The 23,093-nt window shown below is 62.8% G+C and carries 20 protein-coding genes, 1 tRNA gene and 3 pseudogenes; 12 read left to right on the forward strand and 12 right to left on the reverse strand.

Annotation, left to right across the window (positions count from 1 at the left end; genetic code table 11):
- Positions 1–24 precede the first annotated feature (24 nt).
- Both pyrG and ATY29_RS28045 read left to right on the forward strand, forming a co-directional pair.
- Entirely contained in the window at positions 25–1,653 is a 1,629-nt protein-coding gene (gene pyrG, locus ATY29_RS28040; RefSeq protein WP_097533449.1) for a CTP synthase, read from the forward strand.
- Positions 1,654–1,728: 75 nt separating this feature from the next.
- Positions 1,729–2,198, forward strand: a pseudogene (locus tag ATY29_RS28045) (SRPBCC family protein).
- A gap of 41 nt (positions 2,199–2,239) precedes the next feature.
- On the opposite strand, the gene ATY29_RS28050 reads toward ATY29_RS28045, so the two are convergent.
- Complete coding sequence (locus ATY29_RS28050) at positions 2,240–3,328, reverse strand: citrate synthase/methylcitrate synthase (RefSeq protein WP_097533450.1); 1,089 nt, start codon at positions 3,326–3,328, stop codon at positions 2,240–2,242.
- Positions 3,329–3,412: 84 nt separating this feature from the next.
- Between ATY29_RS28050 and ATY29_RS28055 the strand changes: the two genes are divergently transcribed.
- The 5 genes from ATY29_RS28055 to ATY29_RS28075 all read left to right on the forward strand — a co-directional run bounded on the left by ATY29_RS28055 (position 3,413) and on the right by ATY29_RS28075 (position 9,948).
- Positions 3,413–4,561, forward strand: a complete 1,149-nt coding sequence (locus ATY29_RS28055; protein ID WP_003573028.1) for a citrate synthase — start codon at positions 3,413–3,415, stop codon at positions 4,559–4,561.
- Positions 4,562–4,697: 136 nt separating this feature from the next.
- Complete coding sequence (locus ATY29_RS28060) at positions 4,698–5,216, forward strand: FecR domain-containing protein (RefSeq protein ID WP_003573030.1); 519 nt, start codon at positions 4,698–4,700, stop codon at positions 5,214–5,216.
- A 3-nt stretch (positions 5,217–5,219) separates the two neighbouring features.
- A complete protein-coding gene (locus tag ATY29_RS28065) occupies positions 5,220–7,076 on the forward strand; it encodes a CHASE2 domain-containing protein (protein ID WP_097533451.1) in 1,857 nt (618 codons plus the stop codon).
- A gap of 97 nt (positions 7,077–7,173) precedes the next feature.
- Positions 7,174–9,159, forward strand: coding sequence for a DEAD/DEAH box helicase (locus tag ATY29_RS28070; RefSeq protein ID WP_097533452.1), 1,986 nt, complete (start codon positions 7,174–7,176; stop codon positions 9,157–9,159).
- 108 nt (positions 9,160–9,267) lie between these two features.
- The gene (locus ATY29_RS28075; protein ID WP_097533606.1) at positions 9,268–9,948 is read left to right on the forward strand and encodes a class I SAM-dependent methyltransferase; all 681 of its coding nucleotides are present in this window, start codon (positions 9,268–9,270) and stop codon (positions 9,946–9,948) included.
- 70 nt (positions 9,949–10,018) lie between these two features.
- On the opposite strand, the gene ATY29_RS28080 is transcribed toward ATY29_RS28075, so the two are convergent.
- From ATY29_RS28080 to ATY29_RS28105, 6 genes are all read right to left on the reverse strand, one after another.
- The gene (locus ATY29_RS28080) at positions 10,019–10,693 is read right to left on the reverse strand and encodes a hypothetical protein (RefSeq protein WP_097533453.1); all 675 of its coding nucleotides are present in this window, start codon (positions 10,691–10,693) and stop codon (positions 10,019–10,021) included.
- Positions 10,694–10,785: 92 nt separating this feature from the next.
- Positions 10,786–12,009 (reverse strand): molybdopterin molybdotransferase MoeA, encoded by a 1,224-nt coding sequence (locus ATY29_RS28085; RefSeq protein ID WP_097533454.1) that lies wholly within the window; start codon positions 12,007–12,009, stop codon positions 10,786–10,788.
- Positions 12,009–12,503 carry a cyclic pyranopterin monophosphate synthase MoaC gene (gene moaC / locus ATY29_RS28090; RefSeq protein WP_003573039.1) on the reverse strand — a complete coding sequence of 165 codons (495 nt, stop codon included), beginning with the start codon at positions 12,501–12,503 and terminating at the stop codon, positions 12,009–12,011. The genes ATY29_RS28085 and moaC overlap by 1 nt, the downstream gene beginning before the upstream one ends.
- 1 nt (position 12,504) lies before the next feature.
- The gene (gene trpC, locus ATY29_RS28095; protein ID WP_097533456.1) at positions 12,505–13,317 is read right to left on the reverse strand and encodes an indole-3-glycerol phosphate synthase TrpC; all 813 of its coding nucleotides are present in this window, start codon (positions 13,315–13,317) and stop codon (positions 12,505–12,507) included.
- Positions 13,318–13,326: 9 nt separating this feature from the next.
- A complete protein-coding gene (gene trpD / locus ATY29_RS28100; protein WP_003573043.1) occupies positions 13,327–14,343 on the reverse strand; it encodes an anthranilate phosphoribosyltransferase in 1,017 nt (338 codons plus the stop codon).
- Between the two features lie 8 nt (positions 14,344–14,351).
- Positions 14,352–16,244: a peptidylprolyl isomerase gene (locus ATY29_RS28105; protein ID WP_097533458.1), complete on the reverse strand. Its 1,893-nt coding sequence runs from the start codon at positions 16,242–16,244 to the stop codon at positions 14,352–14,354.
- Positions 16,245–16,463: 219 nt separating this feature from the next.
- Here ATY29_RS28105 and ATY29_RS28110 point away from each other — a divergent pair, with 219 nt between their 5' ends.
- The gene (locus ATY29_RS28110; protein WP_003573046.1) at positions 16,464–16,745 is read left to right on the forward strand and encodes a hypothetical protein; all 282 of its coding nucleotides are present in this window, start codon (positions 16,464–16,466) and stop codon (positions 16,743–16,745) included.
- Between the two features lie 76 nt (positions 16,746–16,821).
- Here ATY29_RS28110 and ATY29_RS28115 read toward each other — a convergent pair whose 3' ends face one another.
- Positions 16,822–17,076, reverse strand: coding sequence for a GlsB/YeaQ/YmgE family stress response membrane protein (locus tag ATY29_RS28115; RefSeq protein ID WP_003573048.1), 255 nt, complete (start codon positions 17,074–17,076; stop codon positions 16,822–16,824).
- Between the two features lie 533 nt (positions 17,077–17,609).
- On the opposite strand from ATY29_RS28115, the gene ATY29_RS28120 reads away from it, so the two are divergent.
- From ATY29_RS28120 to ATY29_RS28130, 3 genes are all read left to right on the forward strand, one after another.
- Positions 17,610–17,765: a hypothetical protein gene (locus ATY29_RS28120; RefSeq protein WP_003573054.1), complete on the forward strand. Its 156-nt coding sequence runs from the start codon at positions 17,610–17,612 to the stop codon at positions 17,763–17,765.
- Between the two features lie 445 nt (positions 17,766–18,210).
- Positions 18,211–19,083 carry a transglutaminase family protein gene (locus ATY29_RS28125; protein WP_003573058.1) on the forward strand — a complete coding sequence of 291 codons (873 nt, stop codon included), beginning with the start codon at positions 18,211–18,213 and terminating at the stop codon, positions 19,081–19,083.
- Positions 19,084–19,182: 99 nt separating this feature from the next.
- Positions 19,183–20,025, forward strand: a complete 843-nt coding sequence (locus ATY29_RS28130; RefSeq protein WP_003573060.1) for a transglutaminase-like domain-containing protein — start codon at positions 19,183–19,185, stop codon at positions 20,023–20,025.
- Here ATY29_RS28130 and ATY29_RS28135 read toward each other — a convergent pair.
- The 3 genes and pseudogenes from ATY29_RS28135 to ATY29_RS28150 all read right to left on the reverse strand — a co-directional run.
- The gene (locus ATY29_RS28135; protein ID WP_003573062.1) at positions 20,012–20,233 is read right to left on the reverse strand and encodes an alkylphosphonate utilization protein; all 222 of its coding nucleotides are present in this window, start codon (positions 20,231–20,233) and stop codon (positions 20,012–20,014) included. The two genes, ATY29_RS28130 and ATY29_RS28135, sit on opposite strands and share 14 nt — an antisense overlap.
- A gap of 390 nt (positions 20,234–20,623) precedes the next feature.
- Positions 20,624–21,611: pseudogene (locus ATY29_RS28145) on the reverse strand (quinone oxidoreductase family protein).
- Between the two features lie 99 nt (positions 21,612–21,710).
- A pseudogene (locus tag ATY29_RS28150) lies at positions 21,711–21,881 on the reverse strand (3-keto-5-aminohexanoate cleavage protein); the annotation flags it as partial.
- A 185-nt stretch (positions 21,882–22,066) separates the two neighbouring features.
- Between ATY29_RS28150 and ATY29_RS28155 the strand changes: the two are divergent.
- Entirely contained in the window at positions 22,067–22,951 is an 885-nt protein-coding gene (locus ATY29_RS28155) for a LysR family transcriptional regulator (protein ID WP_097533460.1), read from the forward strand.
- A gap of 50 nt (positions 22,952–23,001) precedes the next feature.
- Here the strand turns inward: ATY29_RS28155 and ATY29_RS28160 are convergent.
- A tRNA-Ser gene (locus ATY29_RS28160) sits at positions 23,002–23,091 on the reverse strand.
- Between the last annotated feature and the right edge of the window lie 2 nt (positions 23,092–23,093).

Here is a 23,093-nt window from a genome sequence, read left to right on the forward strand (position 1 = left end):
TTGAGAAGGTATCCGGTGAATCCCATGGCGCGATACGTATTCATCACTGGCGGCGTGGTTTCCTCTCTCGGAAAAGGAATTGCGGCCGCGGCTCTCGGAGCGTTGCTGCAGGCCCGTGGATATCGGGTCAGGCTTCGCAAGCTTGATCCCTATCTGAACGTGGACCCGGGCACGATGAGCCCGACCCAGCACGGCGAGGTCTTCGTCACCGACGACGGCGCGGAAACCGATCTCGATCTCGGCCACTACGAGCGCTTCACGGGGCGTTCGGCGACCAAGACCGACAACATCACCACCGGCCGCATCTACAAGAACATCATCGACAAGGAACGGCGCGGCGACTATCTCGGCGCGACGGTACAGGTCATCCCGCACGTCACCAACGAGATCAAGGATTTCGTTGTCGAGGGCAATGACGACTACGACTTCGTCATCTGCGAGATCGGCGGCACGGTCGGTGACATCGAGGCGATGCCGTTCATGGAGGCGATCCGCCAACTCGGCAACGATCTGCCGCGCGGCACCGCCGTTTACGTCCACCTGACGCTGATGCCCTACATTCCGGCGGCCGGCGAGCTGAAGACCAAGCCGACCCAGCATTCGGTCAAGGAGTTGCAGGCGCTCGGCATTCATCCCGATATCCTGCTGGTGCGCGCCGACCGCGAAATCCCGGAAGCCGAGCGCCGCAAGCTGTCGCTGTTCTGCAACGTGCGCCCGTCCGCCGTCATCCAGGCGCTCGATGTCGCCAACATCTACGATGTGCCGATCGCCTACCACAAGGAAGGCCTTGATGACGAAGTGCTTGCCGCCTTCGGCATCGAGCCGGCGCCTAAGCCGCGTCTCGACCCTTGGGAAGAGGTCTGCAACCGCATCCGCACGCCTGAGGGCGAAGTGACGATCGCGATCGTCGGCAAATATACCGGCCTCAAGGATGCCTATAAGTCGCTGATCGAGGCGCTGCATCACGGCGGCATCGCCAATCGGGTCAAGGTCAAGCTCGAATGGATCGAGTCCGAGGTCTTCGAAAAGGAAGATCCGGCGCCCTATCTCGAAAAGGTGCACGGCATCCTCGTGCCCGGCGGCTTCGGCGAACGCGGTTCGGAAGGCAAGATCAATGCGGCGCGCTTCGCCCGCGAACGCAAAGTGCCGTATTTCGGCATCTGCTTCGGCATGCAGATGGCGGTCATCGAGGCGGCGCGCAATCTCGCCGACGTGTCCGGCGCCTCCTCGACCGAATTCGGTCCGACCAAGGAGCCGGTGGTCGGCTTGATGACCGAATGGGTCAAGGGCAACGAGTTGCAGAAGCGCACGGCAGCAGGCGATCTCGGCGGCACGATGCGCCTCGGCGCCTATAAGGCGGCGCTCAAGAAGGGCACGAAAATCTCGGATATCTACGGTTCCACCGATATTTCCGAACGTCATCGCCACCGCTACGAGGTCAATGTCGACTACAAGGACAGGCTCGAGAGCTGCGGCCTCGTCTTTTCCGGCATGTCGCCGGATGGGGTGCTGCCGGAGACGATCGAATATCCCGATCACCCCTGGTTCATCGGCGTGCAATATCACCCGGAACTGAAGAGCCGGCCGCTCGACCCGCATCCGCTGTTTGCCAGCTTCATTGAAGCGGCGACGGAACAAAGCCGCCTCGTCTAACCCATGATGACGATCCAGATCGCGCGATTTCACGCGCGATCTGGGAATGTGCTTGTGCCGCTCTATTTCGCCGGCATGGCCAGCCAACGCAGCACGACCGTTTCACGCTTCATCGCCGCGCCACCCGAGCGCATCTACCGTGCCTTCCTGGACGCGGAGGCGGTCGCCACTTGGTTGCCGCCGGTTCCATGAAGGGCATCGTCCATGCCTTCGAGGGCAGGGAACGCGGCGCCTTCAGCATGTCGCTCGTCTATCCCGATGACGAGGCGTCGCCGCCGGGCAAGACCTCTGACAAAGCAGACAGGTTCGAAGGCCGTTTTGTCAGGCTCGTGCCCGACGAACGCATTGTCTGGGCCACACGTTTCGATTCCGAAGATCAGAGCTTTTCCGGCGAGATGACGGTCAGCACGACATTGGCGCCTGCCGACGGCGGCACCGATGTGACGATGGTCTGCGACAACATCCCCTCGGGCATTCGCCTTGAAGACAATGAAGAAGGCTGTCGTTTGACGCTCGACAACCTCGCCGCCTTCATCGGTGGTTGACGCGCGGCGGCAGGGACACGCCCCGCCGCCGAGTTCCATCTTCAAGCAGCGGCCGGTAGTGGGCCGATATAGACCGAGCGCGGCCGGATCAATCGGCCGTCGAGCGCCTGTTCGCGGGCATGCGCCAGCCAACCGACGGTGCGACCGATCGCAAAGACGCCGGTGAAGGCCTGACGCGGGAAGCCGAGCGTTTCCAGCAGCAGTGCGGTATAAAATTCGACATTGACGTCGAGCGGCCGGTCCGGCTTGCGAACCTTGAGGATCGCCAAGGCAGCCGCCTCCACGGCTTCGGCCAGAGCACCGCGGGCGCTGTCCACCTGTCCGGAGGCGATCAACGGCTTCAGCGCGCCTTTCAGCGCATCGGCGCGGGGATCGCGGACGCGGTAGATGCGATGACCGAAGCCCATCAGCCTTTCGCCACGGTCGAGCGCTTCGCCGAGCCATGGCCCGGCATTCTTCGCTGTTGCGATCGCGTCCAGCATGTCGAGCACGGGACCCGGCGCACCGCCATGCAGCGGTCCTTTCAGTGCGCTCAACGCCGCCAGGACCGAAGAGGTCAGACCGGCATGCGTCGAGGCGATGACGCGCGATGCGAAGGTCGAGGCGTTGAGGCCGTGGTCCGAGATCGTCACGAGGTAGGTATCGAGTGCTGCCGTCTGCTCCTTGCTCGGCAACTTTCCGGTCAACATGCGCAGGATATCGGCCGCCTGCGACAGCGAAGCGTTGGGCGCGATCGGTCTTTGGCCGCGCTGCAGCCGCAGAACCGCCGGTAGGTAGACTGCGGGCGCGGCCATGAGGCTGAGCGCCGTGTCGAAATCCTCGCCGTCGGGCAGCCGGGCAATCAGCGCCCGCATGGCATCGACCGGGGGCAGGGCGAGCACGGCGGCGTCGGCGGCTTTGATATGGCCGAACATCGCCGTTCGCGCCTTCGCCAGCCAGTCACGCAAGTCGGTTTCGCCGAAGCTTCGTTCCATCAGTCCGTCGAGCAATAAGGCGGCGACCCCTTCATAGGTGCCGCCTGCGATCAGATGATCCAGCGATACGCCGCGGATGATCAGCCGACCCGCTTCGCCGTCGACATCCGAAAGCTGCGTTTCGGCGGCAATGACATCTTCCAAGCCGTTTTTCATGTTGTTTTCTCCTTTACGGGCCAGATGATCCGACCTAGTCTCATTGACGTCAATCTTGATGCAATTGATCAATATGAGGCTCCGATGTCGTGGTTGACCGCCGAGGAGGCGCTGCGTGCGTTGAAGACCAAGCCGCAGACGCTCTACGCCAATGTCAGCCGCGGGCGCATCCGGGCGAAGGACGATCCCGCCGACCCGCGCCGCCGCCTCTACCAGTCTGCCGATGTGCAGCGACTCGCAGAACGCCATGCCGGTCGCCGCAAGACCGAAACCGTTGCCGCCGAGGCGATCCGCTGGGGCGATCCGGTTCTGTCCTCGGCAATCTCCACCATTATCGGCGGACGGCTTTTCTATCGCGGACGGGACGCGGCCGATCTTGCCGAAGCGGCGACGCTGGAGCAGACCGCGGCACTGCTTTGGAATGGTGCGGATGTGGTGTCCTCCTCCAGCGCCGAAGCCGGGCATGCCGCTCCCTCGCTCCAGGCTGCGTTCGTGGCGCTTGCCGGGCGAGTGACATCGGATCTGCCGTCGCTCGGCCGTTCGCCGGCAGCCCTTCGCCGTGAGGCGCAAGGCGTGCTCTCCACCGTCGCCGATGCGCTGGCGCCTGGGCGTTCGGATCAGCCGCTGCATTGCAGGCTTGCGGCAAGCTGGCAGCGACCTGATGCTGCCGATTGCCTGCGTCGAGCTCTGGTGCTGCTTGCCGATCACGAACTCAACGCCTCGACCTTTGCGGCGCGGGTCGCGGCATCGGCGGGTGCGGCCCTTTCGGCCGCCGTGCTTTCCGGCATGGCGACATTGACGGGGCCGCTGCATGGCGCCGCCTGGCAGGGCGTCGACGCCTTGATCGAGGCGGCCACCGTCCTCGGCGCGGCGCAGGCAATCCGCCGCACGCTTGCCCAGGGCAATCGGCTGCCGGCCTTCGGCCATCCGCTCTATCCCGACGGCGATATCAGGGCCTCGGCGCTGCTTTCGCATTTTCCCCTGCCGCGGGACTTTGCCGAGCTTCGGGATACAGGGGAGGCGGTGGTCGGCGAGAAGGTCAACTTAGATTTCGCGCTTGCCGCGATGGCCGCCGCCTTCGATCTTCCGAAGGAGGCGCCGATCATCATGTTCTCGCTTGCCCGTTCCGCCGGGTGGCTGGCGCATGCGATGGAGCAGATCGACAGCGGCGACTTGATCCGGCCGCGGGCGCGCTACGCCGGACCAGCGCCCGAAACCGACACCAGGCGCTAAGAAATCGCCTTGCGATTGTGGCGGTTTGCTTTTTTGCCTAGGGAAATATCCGAATTCGGCTATCATGCCCAACATGGAAGAAGACGGTTGGCGGGCGCTTTCGAAAAAGCTGTCCGCACGGTCATGGGGGCTTTCCATGAATAGGACGTTTCGCAGCCTGCTCGCCGCCGTACTTGCTGTCGGCCTCATTCCGCATGGGGCGGCCTTTGCGCAGTCTGCCGGGTGCACGATGTCGCGCGACGCCGGCGCCCGCCAAGTGTTCAGTTGTCCGGGCGGCGTCAAGGTGACGGCGGAGGCCGGCGCTTCCTTCCGCCTTGCCGACCGCAACCGTGACGGCAGTCCCGATTCGGGATCGCTGCGGCGCAAGGCCATTCTCGTCGATGTCGACAGCAGCCAGCATGCGGGTGGTTTCCAGGTGGTGACACCGCAAGCGATCGCCGCCGTGCGCGGCACGCAATGGGCGGTCGACGTCGCCGGCGGCAAGACCTCGGTGCTGGTCGTCCGAGGCAGCGTCGCGGTGCGCCGGCCGGCCGGTGAGCAAGTGGTGCTGTCGCCCGGCGAGGGTGTCGACGTCAGCGGCGGAACGGAGCCGCTCGTCGTGCGTCGCTGGCCGGCGCCACGCGTTGCCGCTCTTCTTGCCCGTCTCGGCCAATAATCCATGAACCATCGCCTGCAGACCGGGATCGCGCTGCTGCTCGCCGGTCTTTGGGCGACTGCGCTCGGCTATGCCAACCTCAATGGCCGAAGCGGCCTTCTCGACCGGATGGAGGCTTCGCTTGCCGATATCCGCAGCGCCATCATCGGGGCAAAGACACCGCCGCCGGTCGTGTCGATCGTCGCCATCGACGACCGCACCGCCGCCGCGCACGGCTATCCGCTGGACCGGGCCACCCTCGCGCGGTTGGTCGGCGCCATCACCGCGTTGAAGCCCAAGGCCCTGGCGCTGGATATTCTGCTGGTCGATCCGGGGCCGGAGGAGGGCGATGCGGCGCTGGCGACCGCCCTTGCCCAGGGGCCGAGCGTGATTGCAGGGGCCGCCACCTTCGCGCAAAGCCGCCAGCAAGTCTCCGACGCGGCGAACGATCCGCTTGCCGCCATTCCCGAGGCGAGCGAGCTTCTCTTGCCGCTTCCCCGCTTTGCCGAGTCGGCCGCGGTCGGCATCGTCAATGTCGCGACCGATCAGACCGGCACACCTCGCTTCATTCCGCTGATTTCGCGGGCCGCCGACCGGCTGGATCCGGCCTTTCCGCTACGGGCCGCTTCGGTGGCGCTCGGTGTCGATCCCAGCATCGAAGCCGACGCCGTCATGCTCGGCAAGCTACGCATTCCCACCGATATCGGCCAACGGCTTCCAGTGACCTTCTATGGCGGGCACGGCAGCATCTCAACCTTCAGCGCCGCCGATGCGCTTGACGGCAAGCTGGCTGCCGATGCGGTCGTCGGCCGCATCGTCGTTATCGGCTCGACGGTCACCGGCGGCGGCGACGTCTTTCCGACGCCGTTCGATCCCGTCATGCCCGGCGTCGAGGTGATGTCGACTGCGATCACCCATCTCGTCACCGGCGACGGCATGGTGCGCGACCACAGGATCAGGCTGATCGACGCCGGCATCGCCGTCGGTCTGACACTCGTACTGGTTTGCCTGATCGCCTGGCGCCGGAGTGCGGCGGGTTATCTCATCATCGTGTTGACGCTCATCGTCTGGGCAATGCTCAATCTGTCGGCCTTTGCGCATGGCTACTGGCTGAGTGCGGCATTGCCGATCGCCGCCGCTCTGCCGCCGGCGCTGATCCTCGGCGCGGCCGAACTCTGGTTAGACCGCGGCCGCGCCCGCCATTTCGCTGAGCAGAGCGCGCTGCTGCAGCGCATCGAGGCGCCCGGCCTCGGCGAGTGGCTGGCGCGCGATCCGAATTTCCTCGCCAAACCCGTGCGCCAGAACGCTGCCGTCATCTTCATCGATCTCTCAGGCTTCACCGGCCTCAGCGAAACCCTCGGACCGGTCAAGGTCAGCGAAGTGCTGAGCGGCTTCTTCGAAGTGATCGACGAGGAAGCGCGCGCTCATGGCGGCGCCATCACCAGCTTCATGGGCGACGGGGCGATGATCCTGTTCGGCCTGCCGGAGCCCGCCGATGACGATGCATCCCGGGCCGCCGCCTGCGCGGTCAGCCTGTGCGAGCGCACCCGGGCTTGGCTTGGCGCCCATGCCGGCTTTGCCCAAAAGAAGATCGGCTTCAAGGTCGGCGCCCATTGCGGCCCGATCGTCGCCTCGCGGCTTGGCACCGGCGACCGGCAGCAGATCACCGCGGCTGGCGACACCATCAATGTCGGCAGCCGCCTGATGGAGGTCGCCGCCCGCCACGGTGTCGAGTTGGCGCTGAGCGCCGAAATCGTCCGCGCCGCAGGCTCGGACAGCGTGCTGCTGCAGGCCGGCCGGATGGAGGGGCCATTGGAAACGACGTTGCGCGGCCGGGCAAGCCATATCGACGCATGGCTGTGGCGCAGCCGCACGCTTTGACAATCGCCGCGGGAGCGGCTAGGAACGGCGCAAATACCCGCCGGCTGGCTCCGGCCATGGCGCATTTCGCGCCTGACAGCTCCGAAAGATCGAACTCATGACAGAATTAAACGGCGTCGTTCCGGCGATCGCCAAGGCGTTGCAGAAGCGCGGTTACGCCGAACTCACCCCGGTGCAGAAGGCGATGCTCGATCCGGCGCTTGCCGCATCCGACGCGCTGGTCTCGGCCCAGACCGGCTCCGGCAAAACCGTCGCCTTCGGTCTGGCGCTGGCGCCGACGCTGCTTGAGGGCAGCGAACGTTTCGGCAATGCCGCCGCGCCGCTTGCTCTCGTCATTGCGCCGACCCGCGAACTTGCCCTGCAGGTGAAACGCGAACTCGAATGGCTCTATGAGATGATTGGTGCGGTGATATCAAGCTGCGTCGGCGGCATGGACATCCGCAGCGAGCGCCGCGCGCTCGAACGCGGCGCCCATATCGTCGTCGGCACGCCCGGCCGGCTCTGCGACCATATCCGCCGCAGGGCGCTCGACATGTCGGAACTGAAGGCCGCCGTGCTCGACGAGGCCGACGAAATGCTCGATCTCGGTTTCCGCGAGGATCTCGAATTCATTCTCGATTCGGCGCCGGACGATCGCCGCACGCTGATGTTTTCGGCAACCGTGCCGGCGGCGATCGCCAAGCTTGCCAAGAGCTACCAGCGTGACGCCGTGCGCATCAGCACCGCGGCCGAGGCAAAGCAGCATGTCGACATCGAATATCGGGCGCTGATGGTGGCCCCGAGCGACCGCGAGAACGCGATCATCAACGTGCTGCGCTACTACGAAGCGACCAACGCCATCGTCTTCTGTTCGACGCGCGCCGCCGTCAATCACCTGACCGCGCGCTTCAACAACCGCAATTTCTCGGTCGTAGCGCTTTCCGGCGAGCTGACGCAGAACGAACGTACTCATGCGCTGCAGGCGATGCGCGACGGGCGCGCTCGCGTCTGCATCGCGACCGACGTCGCCGCCCGCGGTATCGACCTGCCCGGCCTCGATCTTGTCATCCATGCCGACCTGCCGACCAATCCGGACACGCTGCTGCACCGCAGCGGCCGCACCGGCCGGGCCGGCCGCAAGGGCATCAGCGCCATGATCGTGCCGCTGAATGCACGGCGCAAGGCCGAACGCCTGCTGGAGAATGCCGGTATTTCGGCTGCCTGGGCGCGGCCGCCTTCGGCCGAGGAGGTCAGCGAACGCGACGACGAGCGGCTGCTCGCCGATCCGATCTTCAGCGAAGCGCCGCAGGAGGAAGAACAGGGGCTGGTGCAGCAGCTGCTTTCCAGCCACGGCGCCGAAAAGCTCGCCGCGGCCTTCCTGCGCCTTTATCGCACCAATCATTCGGCGCCGGAGGATTTGATCGAGGTCACCGTGCAGGACGATCGCGGCCGCAAGCGCCGCGACAATGCCGAGCCCTACGAGCCGGCGCAGAAGGGGCCGCGCGAAGATTTCGGCGCCAGCGTCTGGTTCTCCGTCTCGGTCGGGCGCAAGCAGAATGCCGAGCCGCGCTGGCTGATCCCGATGCTCTGCCGCAACGGCAATGTGACCAAGCGCGAGATCGGCGCCATCAAGATGCAGCCCGAGGAAACCTTCGTGGAGATCGCCGCGGCAAACGCCGATGGTTTCCAGGAAGCCCTCGGGCCGAACAAGACGCTCGAACGCGGCATCCGCGTGACCCGGCTTTCCGGCACGCCGGATTTCAGCCGCGCACCGTCGCCAAAGCCTTATGCCGGCAAGCCGTCGCGTGACGACAGGCCGAGCGACACGTTCCGCGACGAACGCCCGAAGAACAAGTTCGGCAAGGGCCCGGGCGGCGGATATGCGGCAGCCGACAACAGCGGCCAGCAAAGGCAGGATAGCAAGCCCTGGAGCAAAAAACCGGGCAAGCCCGGTTTCGACGGCCCGAGATCCGACAAGCCTAAATACGACAAGCCGAAATTTGAAGGCGGGAAGTCCGAAGGCGCCAAGTCTGAACGCCCGAAATATGAGGGCAAGGGTGGCGCTGGGCCGAAGGGCAAGTTCTCGAAGAAGAAACCCGGCTGATTGCGCCGGCAGCCCTTCGCCGGGTCAGGCGGAGGGCTTTGTTTCTCGACATCGCATGCCGTGTATTGAAACGCCGGATTTCATGATGAGGCAGGGAGCGTGACGATGATGAAACGCTCCGGCATATCGCATCCCGATGCGGCCGCCTTCATCCAGGCCAACCTGCCGATCTCACCAGTCCCGGCCATTCCGGAAATCCTGCTGCACACGGCAGGGCCCGCGAGCGGGCTCTGGCGGCTTGCTGGCCGCGGAGAAGCCGATCCGCCGCCGTACTGGGCCTATCCCTGGGCCGGCGGCGCCGTACTTGCGCGCCATCTGCTCGGCCAGCCGGAAATGGTTGCCGGCCGGCGCGTCCTCGATCTCGGATCCGGCTCTGGCCTAGTCGCCATCGCGGCCGGAAAGGCCGGTGCAGCCGCGGTCACGGCGGTCGATGTCGATGTCAATGCGATTGCCGCGATCGGTCTCAACGCGGCGATCAACGACGTCAATATCTTTGCTGTCGCCGCCGATATCATCGAGGCGCCGCCGCCGGAGAAGACTGATCTCCTCGTTGTCGGTGACCTGTTCTACGATTCCGCGCTTGCTGTGCGGGTGATGGCCTTTCTGCGGCGTTGTGAGACCGCCGGCATCGAGGTGCTGATCGGCGATCCCGAACGCGCTCACCTTCCACAGGCACAACTCAAGCGGATCGCGACCCATGCGGTTGCCGATTTCGGCGCAGGTGCGCCGGGCAAGGCGGTGCGGGCGGGGGTCTTTTCGCTTGCCTACAACACTGAATGGCGAGATTAAGAGCTGGTCTTGCTACCGCGTTACCCTCTGTTCCACCCGGATGACTGCGCTGGATACAGACGCAGTGTTATTATTTTTTGTCATCGACGCAAATGCCGGCTGAACGGCAGGATATGGGATGGATGCCAAAGGTAGCCGCAAGAGATTCGTCAAAGCATCTGTTGTCCGAGGAATAATCCATTTGGACCAGCGCAAACCATCCCGTCGAATTTCTGGTTGGGTTGTAGTCCTCTGTCGGATAGTAATATCGGCCAAAGCATTCACGCGGCTGTACTTCCTTCGGCAAAATTCCAAATTTTATTAGATTCTGAAATTCATTTTGTTCCGCCGATATTTCCTTTTCGAGGAAGTTAGTGACAATCGGCTGGAGTTCCGGGTAGTTTTCAACGCAATTTCTTATGGTATCGCCCTCATTACCTTTATGCGCGAAGAAGATGTAGCCGATGTCGGACGCTGGCTTGCGCACCCCGAGCTTGCTTCCATCCAGGATGGTATGGCCTTTTAGCACACTGAGCTTTTCTATCAGCGACCGATACCGCTTGAGATGCTCGGCCATATCATCCGAGCAAAGAATAATTGTTTTTGGCGTCGCCGCGTCTTTCAGATCGGAACTTAACCACTCAACCGCCCAAGGTGCGACGGGATCGGAAGATGGCTCCAGTGCGGGGCTTCCTTGTATCGCCGCAACGGCGGACGTATAGGCTGCGAGGAGGACGGTAGCTGATATCATGCAGCGAGATAACATTGGCATTGCCTACAAACCGGGCTCCTGCGCGTTGTCGGCCGGGAGGAGCGGTAAAAATCGCTTAGAAGCCGAAATAAATTACAACTGTAATCTCACGCCAGAAGGTCCGGCCGCAACAGCATGACCGGGCAGGGCGCTCCGGCCGGCAGTTCCGGCGCGTGCGGCGGGCGGATGATGAGGCAGTCGGCCCGCGCAAACACCTTCATCATCGAGGAGTCCTGCTTGCCGAAGGGCTCGGCCAGCCAGTTTCCGGTCGTGGATTTCGTAAGTTTTGCCCTGATATAGTCCTGCCGATGATCATTGGCGCGCAGCGTGACGGCCGCCTCGACCATTGCCTCGCGCCGCATTGGCGGCAGGGAGGCGAGTTTGCGGATCAGCGGCTCGAGGAAGAGCAAGGAGCAGACCAGGCTCGAGACCGGATTGCCGGGCAGGCCGAGTACATGGGTCTCGCCGAAGCTGCCGACCATCAGCGGTTTGCCGGGGCGCATAGCGATGCGCCAGAAATCGAGCTGCATACCGGCCTCGATCAGCGTCGCCTGAACCAGGTCATGGTCGCCGACCGAAGCACCACCGAGCGTGACGATGACATCGACCTTGGCAGCCCGCGCCGTCTCGATCGCCGCGGTTATTTTTGCCTTGTCGTCCGGCACGATTCCGAGATCGAGCACATCGGCGCCGGCCTTGCGGGCAAGGGCTGCGATGCCGAACGTATTGGAGGCGATGATCTGCGAAGGGCCGGGCGTGCTTCCGGGTGGCAATAACTCGTCGCCGGTTGCAAGGATGGCAATCAGCGGGCGCCGCAGCACGTCGACCTCAGGCCGGTTCATGCCGGCAGCGACCGTCAGCCGCGAGAAATCGAGCACCGTGCCGGCAGGCAGCACGACTTCGCCTTCGAAAAAATCCTGGCCGCGGGGGCGCACGTGCTGGCCCTGCCGTACAGGGAAACTGGTGCGGACGCCGCCTTCGATCTTCTCCGCATCCTCCTGCAGCAGGACGCTATCGGCGTCTGGCGGAACCGGCGCACCGGTGAAGATGCGGACGGCCTCTCTCTTGCCGACGCTGCCCTCGAAGCCGTGGCCGGCGGAAGATGTGCCGATGACCTTCAACACGGCGCCCGGCTCCGGTGCGTCTTCACGGCGCAGCGCATAGCCGTCCATGGCGGAGGCATTGAAGGGCGGCTGTGTCAGACCGGCCGTCAGATCGACGGCCAAGACGCGGCCTTCAGCCTCTGCGAGCGGCAGCGTTTGGGATGCCGCGACGGGTTTGGCGCGGGACAGCAAACGGTTCAAGGCGTCGGCGACCGGGAGAAGATTCATCATGCCTCCGGATGACGGAAGTCGCCGGATTTGCCGCCGGATTTCTCTAGCAGTCTGACGCCGCCGATTTCCATTGCCTTGTCCGCGGCTTTGGCCATGTCGTAGATGGTGAGACAGGCGACCGAGACGGCGGTCAGCGCCTCCATCTCCACACCGGTCTTGCCGGTCAGCTTGGCGGTTGCCGTGACGCGCAGGCCGGGCAGGGCGGCATCTTCCTCGATCTCGACCGTGACCTTCGTCAGCATCAACGGATGGCAAAGCGGGATGAGATCGGCGGTGCGTTTTGCTGCCATGATGCCCGCAAGGCGCGCGGTACCGATCACATCGCCCTTCTTGGCATTGCCCTGGCGGATCAGCGCGAGCGTCTCCGGCGCCATCTTCACATGGCCTTCGGCGGTGGCGATGCGCGCCGTCTCGGCCTTGTCGGAGACATCGACCATATGCGCCTCGCCGGAGGCATCGATATGGGTCAGACCGGGCTTTGCGCCGCTCATATCATTCAGCCGCGATGGCGGCTTCGCCGAAGAGCAGCGCGCGGGTGGCTGCGGCCACATCCTCCTTGCGCATCAGGCTTTCGCCGACAAGGAAAGTATTGATGTCGACCGCCTGCAGGCGCTGGCAATCGGCATGAGTGAAGATGCCGCTTTCGCCGACGAGCAGCCGGTCTGCCGGAACCATGGCAGCCAGCGTCTCGCTGACCGTCAGGCTGACCTCGAAGGTTCGCAGGTTGCGGTTGTTGATGCCGATCAGCGGCGAGGAAAGCTTCAATGCGCGTTCCATTTCCGGCGCGTCGTGAACCTCGACCAGCACGTCTATGCCGAGCGAAAAGGCTTCGTCCTGCAGACGTTCTGCCTCGCCGTCGCTCAGCGACGCCATGATCAGCAGAATGCAGTCGGCACCCCAGGCGCGCGCTTCATGGACCTGGTAGGTCTCGAACATGAAATCCTTGCGCAGCGCGGGCAGGGCACAGGCGGCGCGTGCCGCCGTCAGAAAGTCCGGCGCGCCCTGAAAACTCGGCGTGTCGGTCAGCACGGAAAGGCACGCCGCGCCACCGGCTTCATAGGCCTTTGCCAGCGCCGGCGGATCGAAGTCCGGGCGGATCAGCCCCTTGGATGGGCTCGCCTTCTTGATCTCGGCGATCAAGCCGAAATCGCCGGCCTCCCGCTTGGCGACGAGCGCCTTGTAAAAACCGCGCGGTGCGGACTGGCCGGCCTGCATCGCCTTCAGGTCGGCAAGCGAAACGGCAGCCTTGGCGGCGGCGATTTCCTCGCGCTTATAGAGTTCGATCTTCTTCAGGATATCGGTCATCGGCCAATCCTAGTCGATATCGTTGGAAACGGCGATGAGTTTGTCGAGGGCGAGCGCGGTGGCGCCGCTATCCAGCGACTGTGCGGCAAGCACCATGCCGTCGCGGATCGTCTCGGCCTTGCCTGCGATAACCAGCGAGGCGGCGGCATTGGCGAGCGAAACATCGCGATAGGCGTTCTTTGCACCGCTGAGCACCTCGCGAAGCGCTGCGGCGTTGGCGACACCGTCGCCGCCCTTGATGTCGGCCAGCACGCAGGGGCTGACGCCGAAATCGGCGGGCGACAGCTCGAAAGTGCGGATCTTGCCGTCTTCAAGGGCTGCGACTTTGGTGACGCCGGTCGTGGTGATCTCGTCGAGGCCGTCGCCATGGACAACCCAGACGCATTCGGAGCCGAGATCGCGCATGACTTCGGCAAGCGGCACCAACCATTGCGGCGAGAAGACGCCGAGCAGCTGGCGGCGGACGCCGGCCGGGCTGGAGAGCGGCCCCAGAAGATTGAAGATGGTGCGGGTGCCGAGTTCGACACGCGAGGGGCCGACATGGCGCATGGCGGAATGATGAAGCTGCGCGAACATGAAGCCGACGCCGGCCTCGGTGATGCAGCGGGAGATGATCTCGGGGCCGACATCGAGCTTGACGCCGAGAGCGGCCAGATTATCCGCCGCGCCGGATTTCGAGCTCAGCGCCCGGTTGCCGTGTTTTGCGACGGGAACACCGGCGCCGGCGACGATCAGCGCCGCCAGCGTCGAGATATTGTAGGTGCCGCTGGCATCGCCGCCTGTCCCGACGATGTCGATCGCATCGGCCGGCGCCTCGACGGTCAGCATCTTCGAACGCATCGCGGTGACGGCGCCGACGATCTCGTCGACGGTTTCGCCGCGCACGCGCAATGCCATCAGGAAGCCGCCGATCTGCGAGGGCGTCGCTTGGCCGGACATCAGGATGTCGAAGGCGGCGCGCGCCTCGTCACGCGTCAGCGGCTCGCGGTTTGCGGCCTTGGCCAGGAACGGCTTCAGATCGGTCATAAAGCCTCCTAACGAAGCGTCGCCTGTTCGGCGAGCGTCTGGTTGATCTGTGCGCCGTACTGCGTCTGCAGTAGGTTGACCATCTGATCGAGAATATCGTCGCCGGCGGCGTTGGCCATGGCGGTGATCTGGGCATCTCGGTTGTTCAGCGCGTCGCTGGTCGGCTCGCTGTTGACCTCGGTGACCTTCATCAGGATCTGCGTCGAGGGATCGGCGCCGACGGCACTGGCGACCGCATCGACGGGGCCGGAGAAGGCCGCGGTGGCACCGGCGCGGCCAAGCACCGGATCATCGGTGGAGCGAGTGATGCCGCTCTTGCTTTCGACTGCGATGCCGAGCGGCGTTGCGATATCGGCAAGCGCGGTGCCCTTGGCTGCCTCAGCCTTTAATGCATCAGCCTTCTTGGCGAGTTCGGCCTTCTGCTGTTCCGCCGTCCAGCCTTCGACCGCCTTTTCGCGGACTTCGGTGACCGGGCGCTCGCGGGTCGGGGTAATTTCGCGGACGTTGAACCAGACATAGCCGTCATTGCCGATCGGCAGCGGCGGCGCGTCGACGCCGACCTCGGTCTTGAAGGCTTCGCCGAGCAGCTGCTGCTTGACGGGGATATCCTTGACCTCTTTGCCGTCCTTGTCGGCGCCGGTCATATCGACGGCGTCGACGGTCACGGCGTTAAGCTTCAACTGACCGGCAATATCCTCGAGCGTGGCGCCGCCGGCGCGCAGATCTTCGATGCGGTCATGAACATTGATCACTTCCTGCGACGCGTTGGAGAGCGCCAGCTGCTTTCGGATGTCCTCTTTCACTTCGTCGAAATTTTTCACGGTTTCCGGCTTGATGTTGGTGATGCGCAGGATGACCGCGCCGAAGGAACCATCGACGACAGGTGTCGTGCCGCCGTCCTTCGAAACTGCGAAGGCCGCATCGGCAACGGCCTGGTCGGGTACCTTGTCCTTGGTGAATTCGCCGAGCAGCACGTCGCTTGCCGTCTTGCCCTGGTCGGTGACCAGCTGGTCGAAGCTGGTGCCGCCCTTCAGCGCCGTTTCGGCGGCGGCGGCAAGATCCTTGCTGGCAAAGCTCAGCTGTTCGATGGTGCGGCTTTCCGGCGTGCGGTAGGTATCCTTGCTCTTGTCGAAGGCTTCGTGGATCTGGTCGTCCGTAACAGTCGCAGCGTCGGCGATATCGGCGGGCTGCAGCTTGAGATAGACGAGCTTGCGGTACTCCGGCGCCTGATAGCGCTGCTTGACGCCGTCGAACCAAGTCGCCAGCACGTCATCGGCAGGCGCCTTGATCGGCTCGATATTGGCATTGGTGAGCAGCAGATAGTCGATGCTGCGGCTTTCATTGCCATAAAGTTTCAGAGCGTCGACCAGCGTCTTCGGGGCGGAAAAGCCGTTCGAGATGGCATCGACGACCTGGCTGCGGACGGCGACCTTGCTGCGCTCCTTGATGTAATCGTCCTGACGGATATTGGCATTGCGCAGGCGCGAGACGAAGAGTTCGCGGTCGAATTTGCCGTTGACGGCCTTGAAAGCGGGATCGTCGGCGATCAGCTGAGCGAGGCGGTCTTCGGACAGGCCGAGGTTCATGTCTTCGGCGAGCTGGTCGAGCGAGGCGCCGGCGACGAGCTGGGCAAGCACCTGCTGTTCGACGCCGAAGGCGCGGGCCTGTTCCGGGGTGAGGCGCATGCCGAACTGCTGGCCGAGACTTGCCACCTGGCGCTGATAGGCGAGGTGGAATTCGTTGACGTCCACATGCTGATCGCCGACGGTCACGACGGTGGTGCTGTTGCCGCCCGACAAGAGCTGATGCGACACGCCCCAGGCGCCGAAGGAGACGACGAGGAGAAGCAGGAGCAGCTTGGCAACCCAGGTCTGAGCAGCTCTTCTCAGGATATGGAACATGGAAAGGCAAACCTCGCAGTATCATTGAGCCGCGCGCGGGCGGACATTCGACGTTCCTTAAAACAAACCCGACAGGAAATGAAGGGTTTGTCGTGCGAAAAGCTGCACAAGCTCGCCGCTTATCCGTGGTGGCTTTGCGGCCAACAAAAGATCGGCTGCGGCGGAACCTTTCAGGCCGTCATTTCGTTGAAACGGCATCCCATGCAACAGGAGCAGACCATGGCTGAATTGAAAACCGCTTCCGCCGAATCCACCGCTGCGCGCGTCAAAGCCGATATGGCAGCAGACGACCTGTCGGCGCAGGTCGCAGCCCTTCGCAACGATCTCTCCCGGCTGACGGAAAGCGTGGTCGCGCTCGGGCAGGGGGCAAAGTCGGCGGTGACCGACGAGGCGTCGCTGATGACGGAGCAGTTGCGTGACAAGGTTCGTGAGGAACCGCTCATGGCGCTCGCGGTGACGGCAGGCATCGCCTATGTATTCGGCCTGCTGAGCCGCCGCTGAACGACATTTCAGGACAGAGAAAAGCCGGACGCGAAGCGCGCCCGGCTTTGAACTATGTCTGCTCCATCTGCGGCAATCAGCGACGGATGGCGCGGCCGACGAAGATCAGAATGCATGCACCGACGAAGCCGGTGATCAGGTAACCCAGCCAACCGGCCAGTGGCTGAATGTGCAACAGACCCAGGATCCAGTTGGCGACGATGGCGCCGACGATGCCGAGCAATATGTTCATGAGCAAGCCCATGCTGCTGCTCATGGCCTTTTCCGCCAGCCATCCGGCGATGCCACCGATGATGATGGCTGCAATCCAACCCACGCCTGCGCTTTCCATGGTTATCTCCCTCCTGGCAAACCGACTCCAAACAATGCATGAAACGGACAGAAATTCCACTCCCGGCAGAATTTAAAGCGCTCACGGGTGCAGATGGGTGACCGGCGTGTCCAGCGCATAAACGGCCAGCTGGAACAGGAGTCCTGATATGGCCAGCATTGCAAAGCCGTAGGGCATGATCAGACTTTTGCTAAACATTCTTTTCTCCCCCTTTTGGAGAAAGAATAAGCTTAAGCAGCTGCCGCGCAAGATTATTACTAATAAATAGTTAAGCTTAGTTTTTGAGTAAAACTTAAGATATCGAAACGGCACGACATGTTATATTTCAATACGAAAGAATTAATACTCGAACAGGGGGTGCGTGGTTATGCGGCATAGGTTGCTTGTCTTGGGCTTCCAGGGCGCAAATGAAGCTGTTCCGCTGGCGGACGACCTACAGGATAACTTTGCCGTCATGCCAGCCCGGACGATTGATTTTGACGCGAAGCGCATCATTTTACTCCAGAAGCCATTCGATCCGAGGGGAACACCTGATGTCAAAAGCTGCAATCGCCGTCGCCTGCATTTGCCTGCTCACACTTTCCGGCTGCGGCAATACCGCATACGGGCTGAAGAAGGATGGACAGGAGGCGAGCCACGCCATGGACAATGCCACACATCGGGTGCTTTCCGCAGGCGCCAAGAAATAAAGCGCGCAAGAGGACGACGGCGAAAAAAGCCCGCCTGGGGTGAGGCGGGCTTGCAGTAACAGGGAGAATGGACGGATCGACGCCGTCTCAGGTAATAAAGCATTTGCTTAAGCGCGTGGCTTTACGTCATTCGACGTATCCGGCGCCGCCGCTCCGGCAGAGCCGAAGCGACTAGTCTATCGCAGTCGAATCAGAAGTTGCCCCAGTTCTGGGCGCGGGCACGGGCGCGAATAATTCTGTATTCGCGACCGCCATAGAGCGAGCCGATTGTCAGCATAAGCGTCAGAACGTCCCAGATGATATGCATTTTATCCTCTTAGGTTGGACGGCTCTGCCGTCGATCGGTTGATGCAGAATAGCAATCTTTCGAATGTGCTTATATGACAAGAATTCGGGATAAGCGGGGAGCAGGCAGGGGGCGCCTCACGCAGAGGAGAGGCGGCCTATGACGATTTTCTCCGTCCGCCATATCACGGCCTATCGTTACGTCAGGGATGTCGATTTCGGCGAGCATCGCTTGATGTTCCGGCCGCGCGACAGTTTCGACCAGCGGCTGATCGAAGCGTCGTTGACGATATATCCTGAGGAAAGTCATGTGCGCTGGATCCACGATGTTTTCGGCAATTGCGTGGCGCTCATCGATATTTCGAGGCCGGCGTCCGAGCTACGTTTCGAAACCTGGATCACGCTAGATCATACGCCCCATGTTGCCCTCGACCTCAAGGTGGATGACCAGGCGCTGACCTATCCGTTCTCCTACGACAAGGACGAAATTGCCGATCTGACGCCGGCGATGCAGCGTCATTATCCCGATCCCAATGACGAGGTCGGACGCTGGGCGCGCCGGTTCGTGCGCCAAGGGCGACCGACCGAGACCGGGCATATGCTGATGACGCTCTGTTACGCGATTCGGGAAAGCTTCGTCTATGCGCGGCGAATGGAGCACGGAACGCAGACGCCGCTGCAAACTTTGCAGCTTCGCTCAGGCACCTGCCGGGATTTCGCGCTGCTGATGATGGAGGCGGCACGCGTGCTGGGGCTCGCGGCGCGCTTCGTCACGGGCTATGTGTATGTTCCCGACCGGGACGGCTCGACCGTGCTCGGCGGCGGTTCCACCCATGCATGGTGCCAGGTTTATCTTCCCGGGGCCGGCTGGGCGGAGTTCGATCCGACGAACGGGATTGTCGGCAATCGCGATCTCATTCGGGTCGCCGTTGCCCGCGATCCGCGCCAGGCCGTCCCGCTGAGCGGCAGCTATGATGGCGATGGGAGGGATTTCGACAGCATGACGGTGCAGGTCAACGTCACCACCAAGTAATCGCGGTTTGGGTTCGGCGACAGTCGCGGCTGCGGGAACCGGGCAGCACGATCGACGTTGCATAGTCACGCCACCTGTGCGGGATGCGAGGACGCCATAATGAAGATACGCGCCGGGTTTCATCTGGGCTATGAATGCATACAGCCGACGCCGATGCTGCTCGCTCTCAACATTCATCCTTCGCGCCGCACCGATCTTCTCAGCGAGCAGGTCCTGACATTCGACCGGCCGATCGAGGCCTGGGAATATACCGACGGTTTCGGCAATGCCTGCAGCCGGATCGTCGCGCCAGCGGGATTGACGACGATCTCCACGGAGTTCGAGATCTACGACAGCGGCCAACCCGACGTCGTTCCCGACGATGCCGTCCAGCACGCGATCAGCGACCTGCCGGACGAGGTGCTCGTCTTCCTGCTCGGCAGCCGCTATTGCGACACCGACAGGCTTGGCGATTTTGCCTGGGCAACCTTCTCGTCGACGCCTCTCGGCTGGGCGCGCGTCCAGGCGATCTGCGATTTCGTCCATGACCACATCACCTTCGACTACCTGAAGGCCGACCTGCTCAGGACCGCGCATGGCGGCTTCGTCGACAAGGCAGGCGTCTGCCGCGACTTTGCCCATCTCGCCATCTCGCTTTGCCGATGCATGAATATCCCAGCCCGGTATTGCACCGGCTATCTCGGCGATATCGGCGTTCCGATCGATCCCAATCCGATGGACTTCAGCGCCTGGTTCGAGGTTTTTCTCGGCGGCCACTGGCATACGGTCGACGCCCGCCACAACACGCCGCGAATCGGTAGAATCCTGATGGGGACCGGCCGCGACGCTACCGACGTCGCAATGTCGACGGCCTTCGGACCGGCAGTGCTTTCCCGCTTCGAGGTGATCACAGAGGAAGTGCCGCAGGAAGCGGCGGGCGAGGCCGATCCTATGCCTTCTTGAGGAATTCCGTTTTCAACACCAGACCCTTGACCTGCTTGGTGCTGCACTCGATCTCGCCTGGATTGTCGGTCAGGCGAATGCCTTTGACGAGGGTTCCACGCTTCAGCGTTTCGGACGTTCCCTTGACCTTGAGGTCCTTGATCAGCGTTACGGAATCGCCGTCGTGAAGCTGACTTCCGTTGCTGTCCTTTACGATGATGTCGGACATGATGTTCCCGCCTGATGATTGACTTGATGATCTCGGGCGGGAAATCACGTCGACACGGGATAGTCAACCATTACGAACGGATCGAGCAGGGCGATCAAATCTAGCGCGAGATCGAATGCCGCAAAGCTCAGGGCTATGACAGGCCGCCGCCGCCCGATCGCGACGGTCTTCAGCAACCGAAACTGAGACCAAGGTCCGATCTATCCCGGACTTCAGGCCTATAGCCAACTCACGCTACTGCAATAGGTTGTCGCGGCATGAGTCGAGTTACGGAGTTTTGCGGTGACGAAGATTTTTTTTGCGGGAATGATACTGACGCCGGTTATCTTCTGGGGTTCTGTCGGCGTCCTGATATATTCGATGCTTTCGTGAGCGGGTGCCGGTGCAGCCTCATGGAATGAGGACAATCGAACCGCGGGTTCGACGGGCTTCCATATCTTCATGCGCTTTAGCCGCATCGCCGAGCCTGTATTTCGATATATTCGGCGCCTTGACGATGCCGGCCTCGATAGCGGCAAAGAGGTTGCTCGCTGCCGCTTCGTACTCGCTGCGATCAGCCGTATAGTGGGCGATGGACGGACGGGTGACGAACAGCGAACCCTTGGTGCCGAGCGACGCAACATTCAAGGGCGCGACCGGGCCGGAGGCTTCCCCGAAGCTGACAAGCGTGCCACGCGGTGCCAGGCAATCCAGGGACCCGGTAAAGGTGTCGGCGCCGACGGAGTCGTAGACGACGCGCACGCCCTTGCCGCCGGTGATCTCGGCAACGCGGGCTTTGAAATCTTCCCTGCTATAGACGATCGTGTGGTCGCAGCGGTTTGCCCGCGCAATCTCGGCCTTTTCCTCCGAACCGACAGTGCCGATCACGGTGGCGCCGAGATGCTTCAGCCATTGGGTGGCGATTGAGCCGACACCGCCTGCTGCGGCATGGAAGGACGGTGTCATCTTTGGCCACCGGCACACAGCGATGGATCAGATATTCGACCGTCAGCCCCTTGAAAACCAGGGCGGCGACTGTCTCGCTGTCGAGCGCGTCCGGCACCGAAAGGGCGCGGACGGCGGGCAGGTTTCGATAGGTCGAATAGCCGTTCGGCGGACCGCCGACATAGGCGACCCGATCACCGACATTGAAATTGCGAACGCCGTCGCCAATAGCGGTGACGATACCGACCCCTTCGACGCCCAGCCCGCTCGGCAGGGGCAGTTGGGCCGCGAAGACGCCCCGGCGATGGTAGACGTCGATATAGTTCACGCCGATGGCGAGGTGCCTGATCTGAATCTCGCCGGCAGCCGGCGCGGCCAACTCGAGGGTTTCCCGGCGTAGGACGTCAGGGGCGCCGAATTCTGAAAATCGGAAAGCGTCTGTTCTGGTTGTCATGCTTGCCTCGTGGGAGCGATAGGTAGACCGGATCAGGCTGACCTGGCGGCGGAGAAAAAATTCGACATCGTGTCAGCGCGATTGGCCCGGAAAGATCGCGACGGTGGCGAGGCTCTCCTTGCCATCGGCTTCCCGCGGATGAGTGTGGAGTTCCGCAGCGCCGGCCGCCACCGAAGCGGCGGCATCGCGCACCATGGCATCGACCGTCAGGGGAATGCGCGGATGAAAATCATTCGCACGAGCACCGTTGATGCAGGCTTGAACGATCAGAGTGACAGGCCTCGCGCTTGTTGGGCTGTGGTAACGATTGGCCATACCAAATTTGGAAACTCTATGTCTTTGAAGTGCCGCCACTGCGGCGACATCTCTTGCCGTTGCAGCCGTGATGATATCAAATCCAGCGCAGTAAGCGATTGCCGATATGGGAAACCGCTATTCCAAAAATGGAAAGTCATATGGACTGGAATGACCTGAAATTCTTTCTCGCCGTTGCAGAGTCGCGATCGCTGAGTGCGGCGTCGCGCCGATTGGGCGTCAGCACATCGACGGTCTCGCGCCGGATCGCCGCCCTCGAGCAGGCGTTGGGCGTGGCGTTGTTCCGGCACCACTTCGACGGATACGAACCGACCGAGGCCGGGATGAACCTGCAGATACCGGCCGAACAGGCCGAATCTTCCCTGAAGGCTTTCGAACGGTCGGCCAGGGACAGGAGCGACACCCTCTCGGGAATCGTTCGGATCGACGCGCCTGAGCTGCTCGGCCAGCAGATCCTGCTCCCCAATCTGGCAGGCTTCATGCAGGACTATCCCGGCATCCGGCTCGACATCCGCTCCAGCGTCCGGCCGGTGCAGCTCGCCACCCAGCAATCCGATATTGCCCTCCGGATCGTTCCGCCGGAACGGGGCAGCTACCGGATGCGCAGCGTCGGCAAAGTCGCATTCGGCCTCTACGCCCACCGGAATTACCTGGAAGCTTATGGACAGCCGTCGAACGACCGCGATCTGCACTCTCACCGAATGATCGGCTGGAGCGAAGAACTGCGTTACCTCTCGATGTCGGTGTGGCTTGACGAGCTTTTCCCCGACTTGCAGCCGGCCATGCGGCTGAGTTCCTTCACCGCCCAGTTGACTGCCGTCGAAAGCAGCCTCGGCATCGCGGTTCTGCCCTGTTTTGCCGCGCGCCGAACCGGGCTGTTACCGGTGCTCGAAGACCTCCCCAGACTGACGCTCGATCTGTGGCTTCTCGTGCAGGATCAGGCCGGCCGGTCGCCGAGGGTTCAGATCGTGAAGGAATGTCTGGTGAAGATTCTCGCGGAGAATGCTGACCAACTGGAGGGTTGAGCGGTGCCGACACGCGACAGATCGAATTCCGCAAAGAAATCAATGCGGCATGGCGGAAGAGGTGGGATTCGAACCCACGGTACGGTTTCCCGCACGCCGGTTTTCAAGACCGGTTCCTTAAACCACTCGGACACTCTTCCAT

The organism is Rhizobium hidalgonense (assembly GCF_002914525.1).
GTDB lineage: Bacteria > Pseudomonadota > Alphaproteobacteria > Rhizobiales > Rhizobiaceae > Rhizobium > Rhizobium hidalgonense.